Source organism: Saccharopolyspora sp. NPDC000995, assembly GCF_053599315.1.
This window is the reverse complement of record NZ_JBSFLZ010000014.1, coordinates 34,374-51,288: the sequence shown is the minus strand read 5'-3', so window position 1 is coordinate 51,288 and position 16,915 is coordinate 34,374. Positions and strand designations below refer to the sequence as shown.

Here is a 16,915-nt window from a genome sequence, read left to right as displayed (position 1 = left end):
TGGCGCGACCTGGTGATCGCCGGTGCGTTGTTCGTCGTCGTCCCAGCGGTATGCGCGGCGCTCGACCGGGTTTTTGGCGTCAGGTGAGCGGGACCCAGGGATCCTGCTCCCCCGAGGCGTTCAGCCGATGGATCGGCCCGCGTAATCCGGCGCGGGCTCGGCCAAGTTGGCGAACCGCTCCGCCACAGCCGTCGGCAACGGCGTCGTGCCGCCCTTCTGGCCGTCCACGTGCAGCGCCATGATTTCCTCAGTCGCCACCAATGCACCGTCGACCGACATCTCGTGGCAGATGCGAACCTTCTTGGCGTCGGCGCCCGCGATGCGGCTGGTCACCACCAGATCCGAACCCGGCTTGACCTCCCGCAGGTATCGCACGTGGGTCTCCACCGTGTATAGCGAGCAGCCTGTGTCGGTGCGGTGGGACGTGTCCAGCCCCACGTGGTCCATCACCGCGTCGGTGGCGAATCCGAACACCAGCACGTAGTAGGCCTCGCTGAGGTGGCCGTTGTAGTCGATCCACTCCGGAAGGACCCGCTGCCGGTACTTCCGCAGCCCGGTCACGGCTTGCCGTTGCGCACACCGTTGATCGCGCGCATGACGGCGATCACCGCGCGGTCGCGGTCGGCGACCAATTCGGCGATGCTGCGGCCGTCGGCAGCCTCCTCGCAGCCCTTGACCATGGCGTCGCGCAGCTCGTTGGTGAGCTCCGGTGCCTCCAGCCGGGTCCACGGCGACTTCAGCGACGGGCCGAAGTGGTCAAGCATGTGCGCCATGCCGCCCTCGCCACCGGCGAGGTGGAAGGTCAGGCACGGCCCGAGTAGCGGCCAGCGCAGGCCGGGCCCTTCGGTGATCGACGCGTCGATCTGCGCCGGGGTGGCCTCGCCGTTGGCGACCATGTGCAGCGCCTCGCGCCAGATCGCCTCCTGCAGCCGGTTGGCGATGAAGCCCGGGACCTCGCGGTCCATGGTGATCACCGACTTGCCGGCGACCTCGAAGAACTCCGCTGCCCACCGCACCGCCCACGGCTCAGTCCGCTCGCCGCCGACGACCTCGACCAGCGGGATGAGGTACGGCGGGTTGAACGGGTGCCCGACCACGAGCCGCTGCGGCGTCGGGCAGTCCACCTGCATCTCGGTCATGCCGTAGCCGGAGGTCGAGGACGAGATCACGACGCCCGCCGGGGTTGCCGCGTCAAGTCGGGCCAGCAGATCCCGTTTGAGCGCAAGGTTTTCCGGCGCGCTCTCCTGCACGAAGTCGGCCTTGACGACTGCTTCTTCAAGCGTCGGGGCGATGACGAGGTTGTCGCGGCAGGCGTCGTCGGCCAACCCGAGTTCGATGAGGGCGGGCCACGCGGCGTCGACCAGCCGACGCAGCTTGGTCTCGAAGTCGGGGGCTGGGTCCCACGCGGTCACCTGGTAGCCGCGCGCCAGGAAGTGCGCGGCCCAACCGCCGCCGATGACACCGGCACCGATGCACGCGACCCGCCGCACCGCCGCGGGGGAGGAGGTTTTCTCGTTCAACTTGGGAATTCCTTTTCAAGCAAGGCTTTTACCTGCGTAGCTGCGTAGCCGCTTGCGGTGTGGGACTGAGCTCGCACCGCTGCGCGAACCGAGTTCCGGTCAACGCTTCTTGAGGCCGAGCCGCGCTCGGGCCTGGCCCGGGGTGGCGACCTTCACGCCCATGCCCTCGACGATCGTCACCGCGCGTTCGACGAGCTGTCCGTTGGTGGCCTTGACACCCCGGCTCAGGTAGAGGTTGTCCTCCAGGCCGACTCGGACGTTGCCGCCCAGCGCCGCAGTCAGGCCCACCCAGCGCAGCTGGTCGCGGCCGATGGCGAAGCTCGCCCAGTTCGCGTCGGCGGGCAGCATGTTCACCATCGCCTGCAGCAAGCCCGGGTCCGGCGGGGCGCCCCACGGGATACCCGCGCACAGCTGGAACAGCGGCGGGGCGTCGATCAGCCCCTCCTCGATCAGTTTGGTGGCGAACCACAGGTTGCCGGTGTCGAAGATCTCCAGCTCCGGCTTGACGCCCAGCTCCTGGATCCGCTTAGCACCGATGCGCAGCATGTCCGGGGTGGAGATGTAGAGCTGGCTGCCCTCCCCGAAGTTCAGCGAACCGCAGTCCAGCGTGCAGATGTCCGGCAGCAGCTCCTCGACGTGCGGCAGCCGGTCCAGGCCGTTGACCAGGTCGGTGCCGTCCACTGGCTTGAGCGGGTCGTCGACGTCGATGACCAGGTCGCCGCCCATCCCGGCGGTCAGGTTGATGACCACGTCGATGCCGGTCTCCTTGATCCGCTCCAGCACTTCGCGGTAGAGCGACACGTCGCGGGAGCCCTGCCCGGTCTCGATGTTGCGGACGTGGATGTGCACCACGGCCGCGCCGGCCGCGGCAGCCTCCACGGCGGACTTGGCGATCTGCTCCGGGGTGACCGGGACGAACTCGCTCTTGCCGGTGGTGTCACCGGCGCCGGTGAGCGCGGCGGTGATGATCACTTCGTTGCCCATCGGGCTCTCCCTTCCGTGGGTGCGGCTGATCGCCCGGGCGCAACGAAATCCGCGGCCCGGGGCGGTTTTTCGGGTCTGGAGGTTCCGTTTCATAAGCGGCGGTAGCCGCTTGCGGTGTGGAACTCAGCTTGCCCCGCCGTGGGTTCACGGTGCCCACCTTCTGGGGTTCTCCCGGCGAGGACAGTCCCAACGTGGTGGAGTGGCATGTCGGGGATCCCGCGGCGAGAAGGCCCTGAGGTTCCGCTACCCGCACCCCTACGCAAACCATTTTGGAATCAGTCCTTAGCGCCGGACGATCTCGCGCTCGACGAACTCGCGCAGCACCCGGCGCATCCGCTCCACCGACCGGCCGGGCCGCCCGGCGAGCACCTGGATGCCCAGCCCGTCGACGAGCGCGGTCAGGGTCACGGTGAGTTCTTCCGCGTCGGTGTCGTTGAACACGCCCTGCTGCTGGCCCTGCCGGATGGTGCGGGCGATCGTGTCGTGCCAGCGCGTGTAGGAATCGCTGTGCAGCACCTGGAGATCTGGGTTCAGGGCGCTCTCGGTCCACACCTGTAGCCAGATCGACCACTCCGCGCGCAGCAGGCCCGGCTTGGGCAGCTGGAGCTCCACCAGCCGCAGCAGGCGTTCGTGCGCATCCTCGATGTTGTGCAGCTCGGCAACCTGCCGGTCGAAGGCCAGCCGCACCGAGTACCGCAGCGTCTCGGTGAGTAGGTAGTTGCGGCCGGGGAAGTAGTAGTGGATGGTCGCGGCGCTGGTGCCGCAGGCCTTGGCGACGTCGGCGACCCGCACCGAGTGGAAACCGCGCTCGGCGATCAGCGTCCAGGCCGCGTCGAGGATCTGCTGGTACCGGCCCGCTTCGCGGAGGTCGCCGGGTTCGCGCTCGGGCCGTGCGGTGCGCTGGGGCGCGGCGGCAACCCTCTCGACGTCGTCGCCGCCGTAGATCAGCCAGTTCACCGTGACGCCGGTGAGCTCGGCGATCCGGGTGAGCTCGACCGGGGTGAACCGGCGGGTCCCGGTCAGCGACTTGGAGAGCTTCGTCGGGTCCAGCCCGATCCGCTCGGCGAAGGCACGCTGGCTCCCCGGATACTTGCGCAACACGTCGCGCACCCGCTGGCGCAACGCAGCCGTCGTGTCATGCACGGGACGCAACGCTAACAGTTCATTGCGAAAATCGCAATGAACTGTTAGCGTTGCGATCCAATCGGGTCGTCGCGGGCTGCCTCTACTTGGAGCAATATGCCTAGCCAATCGTGTTAATACTGCCCGTGGCGACGATCGAGCATTGATGTGGGTTGTGATTGACAAGTCAGTCGGCCGCAATGCCGGAGCGATTCTCGGATGGTGCGAGCGTAGAACGAACGTGCTGAGCTGAACTCGTGAACAGCACCAGGCCGGTGGCGAAGACCGCCGAGGAGCAGGAGAGTGCGCGGCGCTGGCGGGTGCTGGCAATCTGCTTGGTCGCCGGGTTCATGACCCTTCTCGACGTCAGCATCGTCAACGTCGCGCTGCCGTCGATTCAGCAGGGGTTGGACGCGCCAGCGGCGGCGCTGTCGTGGGTGGTCTCCGGCTACGCCCTGACCTTCGGGCTGGTCTTGGTGCCGGCCGGTCGGCTCGGCGACGACCGGGGCCGTAGCCGGATGTTTCTGCTGGCGCTGGCGGCTTTCACGGTAGCCAGCGCGCTGGCCGGATTCGCGTTGACCCCGCTGTGGCTGGTCATCGCCCGCCTGCTGCAGGGGGTGGCCGGCGGGTTGCTAAACCCACAGGTGCTTGGACTTATGCAGCAGTTGTTCCACGGCCGCGAGCGAGGCAAGGCCTTCGGTCTTTTCGGCGCGGTGGTCGGCATCTCGACGGCGATCGGCCCGCTGCTGGGCGGCTTGATCATCCAGGTGGCCGGGCAGGAGCACGGCTGGCGCTGGGTGTTCTTCGTGAACCTGCCCATCGGTATCGCGGCGGTGCTCTACGGGCTGCGGGTGCTGCCGCGCGACGGCGCGCGCGGACAGTCCCGCAGCCTCGACCTGGTCGGGGTCCTGCTGCTCGGCGGTGGCCTGCTGTGCCTGTTGTTGCCGCTGGTCGAGCAGGAGGGCGGGCGGGGAGCGCCGTGGTTCCTGCTGATCGTCGCCGCGGTGCTGCTGGTTCTGTTCGTGGCGTGGGAGTACTGGTATCGGGCGAGGGGGCGCGCGCCACTGGTGAACCTGCGGCTGCTTAAGATCCGCAGCTACTCGTTCGGCGCAACGCTGGGGCTGCTGTACTTCGCCGGGTTCACCAGCATCTTCTTCGTGCTGGCGGTGTACTTCCAGCGCGGCCTCGGTTATTCGGCGCTGCAGGCCGGGCTGGCGCTGACGCCGTTCGCGGTTGGCTCGGCGGTGGCGTCGGCCCTCGGTGGCCGGATCGTGCACCGGATGGGCAGACGTCTGGTGATCATCGGCCTGGCGGCGGCGCTGCTCGGCCTGCTGGCGACGGACCTGCTGCTGGCCACGCACCCGGGAGAGGCGGCCGGACTGGTGACGGCACTGCCGCTGCTGATCGCCGGAACGGGCAGCGGCCTGGTGATCTCACCGAACCAGACGGTGACTCTGAGCGAGATCGACGCCGCCCACGGCGGGACGGCGGCGGGAGTCCAACAGACAGGCCAGCGCATCGGCTCGGCGGTGGGCACGGCGGCGGCGTCGGGCCTGTTCTTCGGCACACTTATGACGAGCGGCTTCGACGCGGCGATCTCGGACGGTCTGATCGTCTCGGTCGGCTTCGTCTCGGCAGCCCTCGTCGTAGCCCTCGCGGAAGTCCTACTGGCTAAGCGCACCGTTTCGGCTGCTGAAGACCCATGAGTCCGTTGGGTAGCTGTATAGGCTGTTTTGGATGGCGGGTGCGGGCTCGTGGCAGACCGGCTGGTGCCTTCGCCAGCGGTGACGTCGCTGCCGCCCTTGCGGTTCGAGGCAAACAGGCGCTACAGCAGCCAAAAGTACTCACGGTGCGTGATCGGCGGAAACGCTATGCTTTTACGGAGTTCAGGAACTTCGGTCAGCTAATCGTGGGCGGTGTCCTGAGTGGGGGTGGCGAGGCGGGCGTGGCGGTAGCTGTAGCCGAAGTAGATCACCAGGCCCAGCACCAGCCAGGCCGCGAAGCGCAGCCACGTGATGATGTCCAGGTTGGACATCAGGTACAGGCATGCAAGGGCCGTGATGATCGGTAGCACCGGCGACAGCGACATCTTGAACGGGCGGTGCAGGTCCGGTTTGCGGCGGCGGAGTACCGGGACCGCGATGGCAACGATGACGAAGCCGGACAGCGCGCCGATGCTGACCATATCGGCCAGCTCCGAGATCGGGATGAACCCGGCCAGCAGTGCGATCACCACCGCGCCCCCGATGGTCATCCGGTGTGGCGTGCCCCACTTCGGGTGCACCTGGGAGAGCTTCGGCGGCAGCAGGCCGTCGCGGCTCATCGCGAAGCCGATGCGGCCGATGGTGACCAGCTCGACCATCATCACCGACGTCAGCCCGGTTACCGCGCCGAGCGCGATCAGCGCCGCCACCCACGGCTGGCCGACGGTCTGGAAGGCCGCCGCCAGCGGGGCCGCCTCGTCGATCTGCCGGTAGTCCACCATCGCGGTGAGCACGACCGCGACCGCTACGTACAGCAGGGTGCACACGATCAGGCTGCCGAGCAGCCCGATGGGCAGGTCGCGCTTCGGATGCTTGGTCTCCTCGCCGAGGTTGGCCAGCGCCTCAAAACCGGTGTAGGCGAAGAACACGACCGCCGCCGCAGTGAACATGCCGCCGATGCCGTACATGGACTGCTCCATGCCCAGCGCCGCCTGCAGCAGCGGCTGTTTCAGCACGCTCGCGGTGGTCGGTGCGGGCTGGGCCGGTGGGATGAACGGCAAGAGGTTGGCGCCCCTGACGAAGAATAGCCCGGCGACGATCACCAGCACGCACACCGCGACCTTGACCACGACCAGCACGTTGGTCACCCACGACGATTCGCGGATGCCGATCACTGCGATGACGGTCAGGATCGCGATGATCAGGGTCGCACCGACGTTGACAGCGGCGTCCTCGCCGAACCACTGCGAGGGCAGGCCGAGCAGGTTCGAAACGTAGCCCGACCAGCTGCGCGAGACCACCGCGGCGCCGAGCGCGAACTCCAGCAGCAGGTCCCAGCCGATGATCCAGGCGAACAGCTCGCCCAGCGTGGCGTAGCCGTAGGTGTAGGCGCTGCCCGCGGTCGGCACCGCGGAGGCGAGCTCGGCGTAGGCGAGCGCGGCCAGCGCCGCGACGATGCCGCCGACCACGAACGACAGCACCACCGAGGGGCCGGCGTGCTCCTTGGCCTCGATCCCGGCGAGCGTGAACACGCCGGTGCCGATGATGATGCCGATGCCGAAGCCGACCAGGTCGCGCCCGCTGAGCCGGCGGATCAGGCCGCTGCGCTCGCCGCGGGTCAGCACGTCCTCGACGGGCATTGTTCGAAAGACGCTCACAAGCTGGCACGGTAGAAGACACAAGCAACGGAGCCCAATCGGCATCGCGATGCGTAACCGCATCGGTGCGAACGGTGACACTGCGTGGTCGGCTCCGGGTTGCCGTGCGATCTGGTTGAAGCGGACGGACAGTGATGATGTGTGTAGTGACGCCGCTGGTGGGTCTGACCCTCGAACGGACTGACGGCTTGCCTGTCCTTGAACGGGTCTGTCGGCCTTACCGGGCGTTGCTACGCACGCGGCCGGACGGGCGTTTGTGACCTTATAGGAGCCTTATAGGAGCTTGGCTAAGAAGCCCCGTCACTGTCTTGTCCTCCCGCCCGACCGGCGCGTGCCGCCCAGGTAACCGACGCTAGGACGGACAGGATCAGCATGACGCAAGAAAGCCCGCGGGTCATCGGCGGAGTCGATTTCCATGGTCAGACCCATCACGGTGCGGTGATCGACCAGGTGGGCCGGCACCTGGCCGACAAGGAGTTCCCCACCACCACCACCAATGGCTACCGGCGGCTACCCGTTGCCTGAGAGGGAAATCAGACCCGATCGATGCCTATGCCGCAGCCACCGCCGAAGCCCTGCATCATCCGGTAACTGCGCGGACGCGCCGTCGGACATCAGCCATATGGCCATGTGCAAGGTTTCCGGCTGCAGTCCGACGAAGTCCCGGCCACCCTCGGTGTCGGCTGAACCGTCCCAACGGGTTTCCGGTCGCCCGGGCCGGTATGTCCCGGTTACGAGCCCAGCGCGGCGGGGAGCCAGTGCAGCAGTTCCGGCGCGCCGGCGACGATCAGGAAGTGCAGCGAGCGGCCGACGAGGCTCGCGACGAGGAAGCCGATCAGCGGAATGCCGGCCGTGCCGGAGAGGAAGCACATCAGGCTGTAGGGCGGGATGCCGGGGACGGCGCTGAGGCAGAGCACGCCCACTCCCAACCACGGGCGTTCCTGCGTCCGTTGGTGGAACTTCTCGAACCAGGCGGCCCACCGGCCGCGCCGCTTGGCCTCGACGCGCTTGCGTAACCGCTCGCCGAGCGCGAAGCCGCCCCTGCCGGTCAGGTAGAACAGCGTCTTTCCGGCGACCTGGCCGACGGCCGCGGCCAGCCCGAACGCCCACCAGCTGACGCCGTCCACGGTGGAGACTACGCCGAACAGGTAGAGCTCGATGTTGACCAGCGGGAACACGCTGCCGAGCGCGGCGGTGCCCGCGGTGGCCAGCAACCACCCGATCACCGGACCACCTGGCCGACGGCACGCCCGCGCTGCGAACCCGGATGGTGGATCAAGTCGAAAGCTCCGTAGCTGCTGGAACAGGCCCGCCAGAGCCTACCGACCCATCCCCGGTCGCCACCCATCCGGGCGGGGTTTCGAGGTCAAGGCGCCCGCGGCCCGGTTACCGGGTCACGGACGCCCTCACTCGCCACCGGACCGGCCGGATTCGACGTCGGGGTCCCAGGAAAGGAGGCGGACCCGGCTGACCGTTTGGAGGTGGCGGCGCATGGCGGTGACAGCCGCGCGCGGGGTGCCCGCCCGGATCGCCTCCGCGATACGTTCGTGCTGGGCCAGCGACTTGCTCGGCCGGTTGGGTTGGCGCAGCGACTCCTGGCGGCTCTCGGCGATCTCCGCGGCGATGGTGCGCATGAAGTCGCCCAGCAGCGAGCTGTGCGCGGCGGCGGTGATCGCGGCGTGGAACCGGCGGTCGCCCTCGCTGCCGAGCTCGCCTTCGGCGATCTCGTGGCGCATGGCCGCCAGCGCCGCGTCGATCTCGGCGAGGTCGGCCTCGGTACGCCGCTGCGCGGCGAGCTCCGCGAGCTTGGTCTCCAGCGCCTCCCGGGCCTCCAGGACTTCCGGCAGGCGGCGCTTGCGCGCCACGAGGTCGGCGACCGGTTCCGCGTCCAGCGACTCGCGGCGCAGGTAGGTGCCGCCGCCGTGGCGCACCTCGACGAGTCCCTGCACCTCGAGTACCACGATCGCCTGCTTGACCGACGCCCGGCTTACGCCGAGCCGCTTCGCGAGCTCCCGCTCCGGAGGCAGCCGGTCGCCGACGCGCAGGCCCGAATCCGCCACGTGCTGCCGCAGCCGCTGCACCACCTGCTCGTACAGGCGGGGGCGGGCGAGCGGGCGCAGGGCTTCGGACACCGCGTTCCTCCAGGCAGGAAACTCGAATGGTGAGTAGGCTAACACCGGCCATATGGTCGAGTGGATGAGCCAATTTTGCCACACGTCCTTGACGCGGTGCCGAGATCGGCGCAAAAGTGGTCGAGCCAGTGGACCACTGTTGCTTCCGGCTCGCCGGGCATCGCGGGTCCGCGGGCGGGACATTGAGGAGCGTGGAGGTGGTCATGGTTGGCGCGGCGCAGGTGCTGTTCCCCAAGTTGCGGAAGCCCGACGAGAAGGAGGCGCTGCGGTTCGGACCGCGCGCGCTGAACTACCGGGAGCTGTCGGAGGTGGCCGCCGCGATCGCCGACCGGATCGGAAAGGCGAAGCGGATCGCGGTTTGGGCGACCGCCACGCCGGAGACCTGCGCCGCCGTAATCGGCGGGCTGAGCGCGGGCGTCGCGGTGGTGCCGATCAACCCCAAGGTCGGGGAGTGGGAGCTTGCGCACATCCTCGACGACAGCAAGCCGGAACTCCTGCTGGCCCCGCCCGGTTTCCAGCGCCCGGAAGGGCTCGGCGGCGTGCCGGTGCACGAAATGGACCTCAGCGTCCGCGGTGGTGAGCTGCCGCCGGAGGCCGGCGAAGACGACCCCGCGCTGATCGTCTACACCTCGGGCACCACCGGGCCGCCGAAAGGCGTGGTGCTGCCGCGCCGCGCGATCCGCGCCAACCTCGACGCGCTGGCAGAGGCCTGGGAGTGGACCGAACGCGACGTGCTGGTGCACGCCCTGCCGCTGTTCCACGTGCACGGGCTGATCCTCGGCACGCTCGGCCCGGTGCGGCTCGGCGGGACGGTCCACCACCTGGGCAAGTTCTCGTCCGCCGCCGTGGCCGAAGAGCTCGCCGGGACCGCGACGATGATGTTCGGCGTGCCGACCATGTACCACCGGCTGGCCGAGGACGCCGAGCGCGACCGGCAGATCGGGCAGTCGGTCGGCAAGGCGCGGCTGCTGGTCTCCGGTTCCGCTGCACTGCCCGCGGTCGAGCACGAGCGCATCGAGCGCCTTACCGGGCAGCGGGTCGTGGAGCGCTACGGCATGAGCGAGACGATCATGAACTGCGGCGTCCGCGCCGACGGCGACCGCCGGCCCGGCTACGTGGGACGCCCGTTCGCCGGCGTCGAGCTCAAACTCGTCGACGAGCAGGGCGAGGAGATCACCGCCAGCGACGACGAGACCGTCGGCGAGATCCTGGTGCGCGGCTCGAACCTGTTCAGCGGCTACCTCAACCGTCCGGACGCCACCGACGCGGCGTTCGTCGACGGCTGGTTCCGCACCGGTGACGTAGCCACCCGCGCGCCGGACGGCTACATCCGGATCGTCGGCCGAAAGGCCACCGACATCATCAAGAGCGGCGGCTACAAGATTGGCGCGGGTGAGATCGAGAACTGCCTGCTGGAGCATCCGGCGGTCGCCGAGGTCGCGGTCACCGGCGAGCCCGACGCCGACCTGGGCGAGCGCATCATCGCCTGGATCGTGCGCGCGCCCGGCCAGCAGGTCCCCGAGCAGGAGTTGGTCGACCACGTGGCCCGCCTGCTCACCCCGCACAAGCGGCCGCGCGAGGTGCGGTTCCTGGACGTGTTGCCGCGCAACGAGATGGGCAAGGTGCAGAAGAAAGCGCTGCAGCATGGCTGAGTACTCCGCGTCTCGCGCGCTGGTCGAATCGATCAGCCGGGGGTTCGAGGAGTTCGAGACCCCGGCCGGGCCGTCGGCAGCGGACGGCCCGCTGGGCTGGCCCGGCTACGACGACCAGCGTGCCCGTGCGACCGCGCGGACCGGCGCGCAGGAGTCGGTCCTGTGCGGGCGGGGTTGGGTCGGGTCGCGCCAGGCGGTGCTCGTCGCCTTCGACTTCGCCTTCTTCGGTGGCTCGGTCGGGGAGGCGTCCGGGTCGCGCATCGTGGCGGCTTTCGAACAGGCCCGGGAGCTCCGGCTGCCGGTGATCTCGCTGGTGGCTTCGGGCGGCAGCCGCATGCAGGAGGGGATCTGCGCCTTGCGCCAGTTGCAGGAGATCGCGCGGGCTTGCCTGCTGACCCGCAAGGACCGGATCCCGCACGTCGCGGTGCTGCGCAACCCGACGACCGGTGGCATGTGGGTGGCGCTGGCGGCGGCGGCCGACGTCGTGCTGGCCACGTCCGGCGCAGCGGTCGCCTTCGGCGGCAGCCGGGTGCGCAGCGCGGCGGAGAACGGCGAAGCGTTCCATGCCGAGGGCAAGCTCGCCGACGGCCAGGTCGACCAGGTCCTAGACGATGCCGAACTGCCCGGCGTGCTGGCGGACCTGTTGTCGCTGCTGCACCCGAAGCAGCTGGTCCGGCTGGCCGAACCCGCCCCGGTCCCGGCCGCGCTGGCCGCAGGCGACCTGCCCGCGACAGGCTGGGACGCGGTGCAATGGGCGCGCTCGGCCGACCGGCCGCACGCCCGGGCATACCTGGACGCCTACTTCGCCTGGCGCTTCGAGATCAGCGGCGACCGGGCCGGTGGCCACGATGACGGGATGATCTGCGGATTCGGCGACCACGACGGGCGCACCATCGCCTTCGCCGCGCAGACGGGAACCGCGAACACCCCGGCCGGGTTCCGCACCGCGGCCCGGCTGATCCGGCTCGCCGACCAGCTCGGCATCCCCGTGCTGACGCTGGTCGACACCCCAGGCGCGGCCAATGACGCGGCGGCCGAGCGCGGCGCCATCGGGCCGGCCATCGCGGAGGTCTTCGCTGCGGTCGCCGATGCGCGGGTGCCGGTCACCACGCTGGTCGTCGGCGAGGGCGGCTCAGGCGGTGCTCTGGCGTTGGCCGCACCGGAGCGGACCTGGATCACCTCGGATGCGTACTTCACCGTGATAGCACCGGAATCCACCGCCGCGATCCTCAAGCGCGACCCGGCAGAAGTGCCGGAACTCGCCAGACTCCTGCGCCTGCGCCCGCAGGACCTCCAGGACCTGGGCTTCGTCCAGGGCATCGCGCGCTGACCCCGCCCGAGTCGAAGGGGCCGCGATTGCGCGCGAATCGGCCCTGTGGCCACGCACGAGAACCGTGCCGTGACAAGGCGTTGCCGGTGATCAATGCCACCTCGACGGAGACCCGATCTGGGCACGTGCGTGTTCTAGGCTCAGGCTTGTGACCACCGCGCTCGCGGAGATCGGTGCCAACGTCGTGGCCGTGGGCCGAAACGGCGAGCACGCCGAGGTCGCCGCCGAACTGACCGGCAATGGCCACGAGGTTCACGCCTACCGCGCCGACGTCGCGGATGCCTCCGCCGTCAACGATGTCGTGGAACACGTCGAGAGCTTCAGGTCGGCACTGTGCAGGAGCTCACCGACGAAGACTGGCACCGCACCTTCGCGGGCAACACCACCGGGGTTTTCAACCTGTCCCGCGCGGTGTCCAAGCACATGATCCGCCGCAAGCGCGGCGCAATCGTCGCGGTGAGCTCGAACGCCGCCGGCGTGCCGGCAGGGCATGTCCGCCTACGCCGCTTCCAAGGCCGCGGCGACGCTGTTGCCAAGTCCCTCGGGTTGGGGTTGGCGGAGTACGGCATCCGGTGCAACGTCGTCGCGCCCGGTTCGACCGACACCGAGATGCAGCGCGGCATGTGGGGGGACGAACGCGTCATCGCCGGGGCCCCGGAGGCGTTCAAGGCCGCCGGTTCGCCAGTTCAGCACCGTGCTGACCACGAGGATCAGCAGGGACTCCTGGCTGGCGTTGGCCGGCATCCCGCTGCGCAAGCTCGCCACCCCGAAGACATCGCCCAGCGCAGTCGTGTTCCTGGCCGCGGAGCAGGCCGGGCACATCACGATGCACGACCTGTACGTCGACGGCGGCGCAACCATGCGCGCCTGAACCACACGCCTGCCGCCAACCCGGAAAGGTTGCCATGACCACGATGGACACCGAGATCGACCGCGTCGACGTCGTTGCGGATGACGAAGCGGCCCGGTTGCTGGCGGCGTACGAGGTCGGTTCGTCGTTCCTCCTCTCCTCTCCGCACGGTGTCCTGTTGACCTGCGGGGTTTCCGCGACCGTTTCCAAGACGCTTTGCGCGCGCGAGGAATTACCTCGGAGGGTCGAGGATTTTCTCAACCGCGCAACGGAGTTCGGCCGCCGCAACCCGCTGGTGGTGGGAGCCGTGCCGTTCGGCGAGACCCTGCCCGCGCACTTGGTTCTGCCCGAAGAGGTCGTCCGGGCCGCCCCGCTGAACGTCGTGGTGCCGCAGGCACCGCGCAGCGGCACGCTGGACTGCGCCGCCCGCCCGGTGCCCGCGCCCGCCGAGTACGAGCGCGGCGTCAGCCGGGTGCTGCGGCGGATGGCCGATGGTGAGTTGAGCAAGGTGGTCCTCGCACGATCTCTGGAGCTGACCGCCGGCGAACCGATCGATGTCCGCAACGTGCTGCGCAACCTCGCACTGGCCGACCCCGCCAGCTACACCTTCGCGGTGGACCTGCCACGGCGCGGCGAGGACGGCACCCGCGACACCTTCGGCCCGCAGCCCCCGCTTCGGCGCACGCTCCTCGGCGCCAGCCCGGAACTGCTGGTTTCCCGCCGCGGCACGCGGGTGCGGTCCAACCCGATGGCCGGTTCGCGGCCGCGCAGCGCCGACCCGGTCGAGGACCAGCGGCGCGCCGCCGAACTATCCACTTCGGACAAAGATCGCCGGGAGCACGGCGCCGTCGTCGACGCGGTCGTGCAAGCTCTGCGGCCGTACTGCCGAGACCTGGAGGTGCCTGCGCCATCAGTGATCAGCACCGCCGCCATGTGGCACTTGGCCACCGAGATCACCGGCGAACTCCTCGACCCGACGACATCCGCGCTGGAACTGGCCGACGCGCTGCACCCCACCCCCGCGGTGTGCGGCACGCCGCTGCAGCGCGCCCGCGACGTCATCTCCGAGACCGAACCGTTCGAGCGGGGCTACTACGCGGGCATGGTCGGCTGGTGCGACGCCGCCGGTGACGGCGAGTGGGTGGTCGCCATCCGCTGCGCCGACATCGAGGACGAATCGATGCGGCTGTTCGCGGGCGCGGGCATCGTCGCGGGCTCCGACCCGGCCAACGAGCTCGCCGAGACCTCCGCGAAGTTCCGCACCGCCCTGTCCGCGATGGGCCTGAACCAGGATGTCTAAAGGCATCGTCCGGTGGCTTCGCCACGGCGAAGGCGAATCCGACTTCCAGCTCGGCCGCTGAGGGGAAGAGCATGACCGCATCGCTACCCGGCTGCCCTACGTGGCCGGAGGAGTTCGCGCAGCGCTACCGGGCCGCTGGTTACTGACGCGGCTACACCTTGGGGCAAATGCTGCGCGAACGCGCCGCCGAGCACCCCGAGCGCGTCGCCGTCGTCGACGGCGACCGGCACGTCTCCTACCAACGCCTTGGACGTCCGGGCCGACCGGCTAGCGAGGAGTCGGCGGAGCCGACCGACTAGGAGAACCTCATCGACTGCGGCCTGGATTCGGTGCGGATCATGTCGCTGGTGGTGAAGTGGCGCCGCTTGGGCCTCCAGATCACCTTCGCCAACCTTGCCGAGCGCCCCACCCCGGCGGAGTGGTGGGCGGTCCTCGAACCCAAGGCCGTCAATTGGGAGTGACGAGTGGAGGGCTCGATTGACCGGCGCAGTCCGGTCGAAGGTGTCCACCAGCTTCTCAACAACTCAGTCTTGCCAGGGGATTTGGGGGGATCGGTAGTAGCCGATGCCCGAGGCCGCCAGGCGCGGGCCGTGGGTGGCCAGGCGTTGGCTGAAAGACGCCCAGTTCTGTGCGGGCTTGGGGGACCAGCCGAGTTCGGCGATGGCCGGTAGCCGGGGGAAGACCATGAACTCGATGTGGTCCGAGTTCTTCAGCGTTTCCGACCACAGCGGTGCCTCCACGCCGAGGATCGACTCCTCCGGCACACCCTTCAGGTAGCTACCCAGATCCCAGCCGTAGGCGTCGGCGACCTCGATGTAACCGGCCCAGTGCAGGCCCAGTTCGGTGTTCTCGTCGTACTTTTGGTCCAAATAGGACTTGTTCGCCGGGGAGGCCAGGATCTTGTTGCCCCGGGCGACCGCGTCGGTGAGCAGCGGGTCGGCGTCGGTGGTGCCCCAGTACTGCAGCACCGCATCGCCCTCCGGCGCCGCTTTGCCGTACTCGTGCCAGCCCAGCGCGGTCTTGCCGTACTTGGCGGGCAGCGGGATCACCCGCTCGAAGAACTGCTTGTAGTCCTCGTCGGTGGTTGATTGCGCCTCGTCGCCGCCGATGTGCAGGTACGGCCCGGGCGTGATTGCCGCGATCTCCCGGACGACGTCTTCGACGAACTGGTAGGTGACCTCCTTGTCCACGCAGAACGAGCTGAAGCCGACCTCGATGCCGGTGTACAGCGGCGGTGCGACGCCGTCGCAGTTGAGCTCGGCGTAGGAGGCGAGCGCGGCGTTGGTGTGGCCGGGCATGTCGATCTCTGGCACGACGGTGATGTGCCGGAACGCGGCGTACTCGACGATCTCCGCGTAGTCCTCCTGCGTGTAGTAACCGCCCAGGCCGCCGCCGACCTCGGTGCTGCCGCCGTGCTCGGTCAGCCGCGGCCAGCTGTTGATCTGGATTCGCCAGCCCTGGTCGTCGGTGAGGTGCAGGTGCAACCAGTTGATCTTGTAGCGGGCGACCTGGTCGATGTAGAGCTTGACCTGGTCCACGGTGAAGAAGTGCCGCGCGACGTCGAGCATCGTGGCCCGGTGCTCGAACCTCGGCTTGTCGACGATCTCGCCGCCGGGCACGGTCCACGGCCCGGGCTGCTCCGTCGGGCTCTCGATCGCGGCGGGCAGCAGCTGGCGCAGCGTCTGCACGCCGTTGAACAGGCCCTCGGCGCTGGTCGCGTGTACGCCGATGTTGTCGTCGACCACCTGCAGGCGATACCCGGCCGGGCCGAGCTCAGGCGATCCGTCCAGCACCAGCGAGATGTCGCGGGAGCCGGGCACGCGCTGGTCGACCGGCACCGGGAATCCGGTGGCAGGGCGCAGGATTCCGGCCAGGTACTCACCGACATCGGTGGCTTCGCCGACGGCTTTGATCGAAGTCTGCCGGGTCAGTTCGAAGGTGGTGCCGGGGGCCGGTTGCACCGACTCAGGGGCGGGGATGATGTTTTCCATCACGCTGTTCTCCACGGCTGGTGCGCCGCCGGCGGGGGCTACGAGCCCATCGGTGAGTAGCGCACCCGCCACGACGGCGAGCGATGCCTTGTGAGCCGTCGGTAGGGGCGGTCTGGTCATGTGTCTCGTTCCATGATCGGGGACGGCCCCTCAAAGGTATAGACCAAGTTTGTAACCGGCAGCCTCTAACTGGGTGCGTCGGGCTTGCCGAGCGGTCGCCGGCCTCAACGAGCCCAGGTGGGCACCGCCCCGATCGATGCCGCGGTGACGCAACCGAACGCGACGACCTGGGAGGGAGTCGGTAGGCCCGCCGCCGCGCCGGTGTGTGGGCTCTAGGTTTTGCAGCACGCCGACGGCCCTCGGCCGAATCCGGCGCAGCGCGGCCAGTTCCAGCGAAAGGGCACGACCGCCGACAGCACGGTGACCCCAAGTCCGGCCAGCAGAACAGCAGGGGAGGGCAACGCCGATCCGGACTCGACGATGCCCAACGGCAGCACGATGACGGCGGCGCACGCGAGATGCCAGCGCCAGCGGAGAGCGGTAGCCGCACGCCCTGACATCGAGTGGCCCCGCGGCGGAGAACAGCTGCTTCCCGAAGGTCTGCCCGAACTGAATGCTGACCACAGCGCCCAGCGCGAGCAGGAACGACGCAACGCCGGAAGCGGCGCGCTGC

The 16,915-nt window shown here is 69.2% G+C and carries 17 protein-coding genes; 9 read left to right on the top strand and 8 right to left on the bottom strand.

Going from position 1 to position 16,915, the window contains the following annotated elements:
* Positions 1-120: 120 nt before the first annotated feature.
* From ACWDKQ_RS07785 to ACWDKQ_RS07770, 4 genes are all read right to left on the bottom strand, one after another.
* The gene (locus ACWDKQ_RS07785) at positions 121-561 is read right to left on the bottom strand and encodes a thioesterase family protein (protein ID WP_450137972.1); all 441 of its coding nucleotides are present in this window, start codon (positions 559-561) and stop codon (positions 121-123) included.
* The gene (locus tag ACWDKQ_RS07780) at positions 558-1,520 is read right to left on the bottom strand and encodes a 3-hydroxyacyl-CoA dehydrogenase NAD-binding domain-containing protein (RefSeq protein WP_450137971.1); all 963 of its coding nucleotides are present in this window, start codon (positions 1,518-1,520) and stop codon (positions 558-560) included. Before ACWDKQ_RS07780 ends, ACWDKQ_RS07785 begins: the two co-directional genes overlap by 4 nt.
* A gap of 99 nt (positions 1,521-1,619) precedes the next feature.
* Positions 1,620-2,504 carry a 3-keto-5-aminohexanoate cleavage protein gene (locus tag ACWDKQ_RS07775; RefSeq protein ID WP_450137970.1) on the bottom strand — a complete coding sequence of 295 codons (885 nt, stop codon included), beginning with the start codon at positions 2,502-2,504 and terminating at the stop codon, positions 1,620-1,622.
* Positions 2,505-2,786: 282 nt separating this feature from the next.
* On the bottom strand, positions 2,787-3,647 hold the full coding sequence (locus ACWDKQ_RS07770; RefSeq protein WP_450137969.1) for a TetR family transcriptional regulator C-terminal domain-containing protein: 861 nt from the start codon (positions 3,645-3,647) through the stop codon (positions 2,787-2,789).
* A 236-nt stretch (positions 3,648-3,883) separates the two neighbouring features.
* Here ACWDKQ_RS07770 and ACWDKQ_RS07765 point away from each other — a divergent pair, with 236 nt between their 5' ends.
* A complete protein-coding gene (locus ACWDKQ_RS07765; protein WP_450137968.1) occupies positions 3,884-5,332 on the top strand; it encodes an MFS transporter in 1,449 nt (482 codons plus the stop codon).
* A gap of 197 nt (positions 5,333-5,529) precedes the next feature.
* Here ACWDKQ_RS07765 and ACWDKQ_RS07760 read toward each other — a convergent pair whose 3' ends face one another.
* Entirely contained in the window at positions 5,530-6,969 is a 1,440-nt protein-coding gene (locus ACWDKQ_RS07760) for an amino acid permease (protein ID WP_450137998.1), read from the bottom strand.
* 390 nt (positions 6,970-7,359) lie between these two features.
* Here ACWDKQ_RS07760 and ACWDKQ_RS07755 point away from each other — a divergent pair, with 390 nt between their 5' ends.
* A complete protein-coding gene (locus ACWDKQ_RS07755) occupies positions 7,360-7,512 on the top strand; it encodes a hypothetical protein (RefSeq protein WP_450137967.1) in 153 nt (50 codons plus the stop codon).
* A gap of 206 nt (positions 7,513-7,718) precedes the next feature.
* Here the strand turns inward: ACWDKQ_RS07755 and ACWDKQ_RS07750 are convergent, their stop codons facing one another.
* Together ACWDKQ_RS07750 and ACWDKQ_RS07745 are read right to left on the bottom strand one after the other, a co-directional pair.
* Complete coding sequence (locus ACWDKQ_RS07750; RefSeq protein WP_450137966.1) at positions 7,719-8,213, bottom strand: VTT domain-containing protein; 495 nt, start codon at positions 8,211-8,213, stop codon at positions 7,719-7,721.
* 180 nt (positions 8,214-8,393) lie between these two features.
* Complete coding sequence (locus ACWDKQ_RS07745; protein ID WP_450137965.1) at positions 8,394-9,119, bottom strand: FadR/GntR family transcriptional regulator; 726 nt, start codon at positions 9,117-9,119, stop codon at positions 8,394-8,396.
* Between the two features lie 203 nt (positions 9,120-9,322).
* On the opposite strand from ACWDKQ_RS07745, the gene ACWDKQ_RS07740 reads away from it, so the two are divergent.
* The 7 genes from ACWDKQ_RS07740 to ACWDKQ_RS07710 all read left to right on the top strand — a co-directional run bounded on the left by ACWDKQ_RS07740 (position 9,323) and on the right by ACWDKQ_RS07710 (position 14,712).
* On the top strand, positions 9,323-10,771 hold the full coding sequence (locus ACWDKQ_RS07740) for an acyl-CoA synthetase (protein WP_450137997.1): 1,449 nt from the start codon (positions 9,323-9,325) through the stop codon (positions 10,769-10,771).
* Positions 10,764-12,101, top strand: coding sequence for a carboxyl transferase domain-containing protein (locus tag ACWDKQ_RS07735; RefSeq protein WP_450137964.1), 1,338 nt, complete (start codon positions 10,764-10,766; stop codon positions 12,099-12,101). The genes ACWDKQ_RS07740 and ACWDKQ_RS07735 overlap by 8 nt, the downstream gene beginning before the upstream one ends.
* A gap of 148 nt (positions 12,102-12,249) precedes the next feature.
* Positions 12,250-12,528 carry an SDR family NAD(P)-dependent oxidoreductase gene (locus tag ACWDKQ_RS07730; protein WP_450137963.1) on the top strand — a complete coding sequence of 93 codons (279 nt, stop codon included), beginning with the start codon at positions 12,250-12,252 and terminating at the stop codon, positions 12,526-12,528.
* Entirely contained in the window at positions 12,435-13,010 is a 576-nt protein-coding gene (locus tag ACWDKQ_RS07725) for an SDR family NAD(P)-dependent oxidoreductase (RefSeq protein ID WP_450137962.1), read from the top strand. Before ACWDKQ_RS07730 ends, ACWDKQ_RS07725 begins: the two co-directional genes overlap by 94 nt.
* Positions 13,007-14,251 (top strand): isochorismate synthase DhbC, encoded by a 1,245-nt coding sequence (dhbC, locus tag ACWDKQ_RS07720; RefSeq protein ID WP_450137961.1) that lies wholly within the window; start codon positions 13,007-13,009, stop codon positions 14,249-14,251. The genes ACWDKQ_RS07725 and dhbC overlap by 4 nt, the downstream gene beginning before the upstream one ends.
* Positions 14,252-14,418: 167 nt before the next feature.
* Complete coding sequence (locus ACWDKQ_RS07715; protein WP_450137960.1) at positions 14,419-14,550, top strand: hypothetical protein; 132 nt, start codon at positions 14,419-14,421, stop codon at positions 14,548-14,550.
* A gap of 9 nt (positions 14,551-14,559) precedes the next feature.
* Complete coding sequence (locus ACWDKQ_RS07710; RefSeq protein ID WP_450137996.1) at positions 14,560-14,712, top strand: hypothetical protein; 153 nt, start codon at positions 14,560-14,562, stop codon at positions 14,710-14,712.
* A 63-nt stretch (positions 14,713-14,775) separates the two neighbouring features.
* On the opposite strand, the gene ACWDKQ_RS07705 is transcribed toward ACWDKQ_RS07710, so the two are convergent.
* Positions 14,776-16,362 (bottom strand): beta-N-acetylhexosaminidase, encoded by a 1,587-nt coding sequence (locus tag ACWDKQ_RS07705; RefSeq protein WP_450137959.1) that lies wholly within the window; start codon positions 16,360-16,362, stop codon positions 14,776-14,778.
* Positions 16,363-16,915: the final 553 nt, after the last annotated feature.

Coding starts and splice junctions, on each gene's coding strand:
- ACWDKQ_RS07755 (WP_450137967.1), top strand. CDS start 7,360: ATGACGCAAGAAAGCCCGCGGGTCATCGGCGGAGTCGATTTCCATGGT.
- ACWDKQ_RS07775 (WP_450137970.1), bottom strand. CDS start 2,504: ATGGGCAACGAAGTGATCATCACCGCCGCGCTCACCGGCGCCGGTGAC.
- ACWDKQ_RS07735 (WP_450137964.1), top strand. CDS start 10,764: ATGGCTGAGTACTCCGCGTCTCGCGCGCTGGTCGAATCGATCAGCCGG.
- dhbC (WP_450137961.1), top strand. CDS start 13,007: ATGACCACGATGGACACCGAGATCGACCGCGTCGACGTCGTTGCGGAT.
- ACWDKQ_RS07705 (WP_450137959.1), bottom strand. CDS start 16,362: ATGACCAGACCGCCCCTACCGACGGCTCACAAGGCATCGCTCGCCGTC.
- ACWDKQ_RS07740 (WP_450137997.1), top strand. CDS start 9,323: ATGGTTGGCGCGGCGCAGGTGCTGTTCCCCAAGTTGCGGAAGCCCGAC.
- ACWDKQ_RS07760 (WP_450137998.1), bottom strand. CDS start 6,969: ATGCCCGTCGAGGACGTGCTGACCCGCGGCGAGCGCAGCGGCCTGATC.
- ACWDKQ_RS07715 (WP_450137960.1), top strand. CDS start 14,419: ATGCTGCGCGAACGCGCCGCCGAGCACCCCGAGCGCGTCGCCGTCGTC.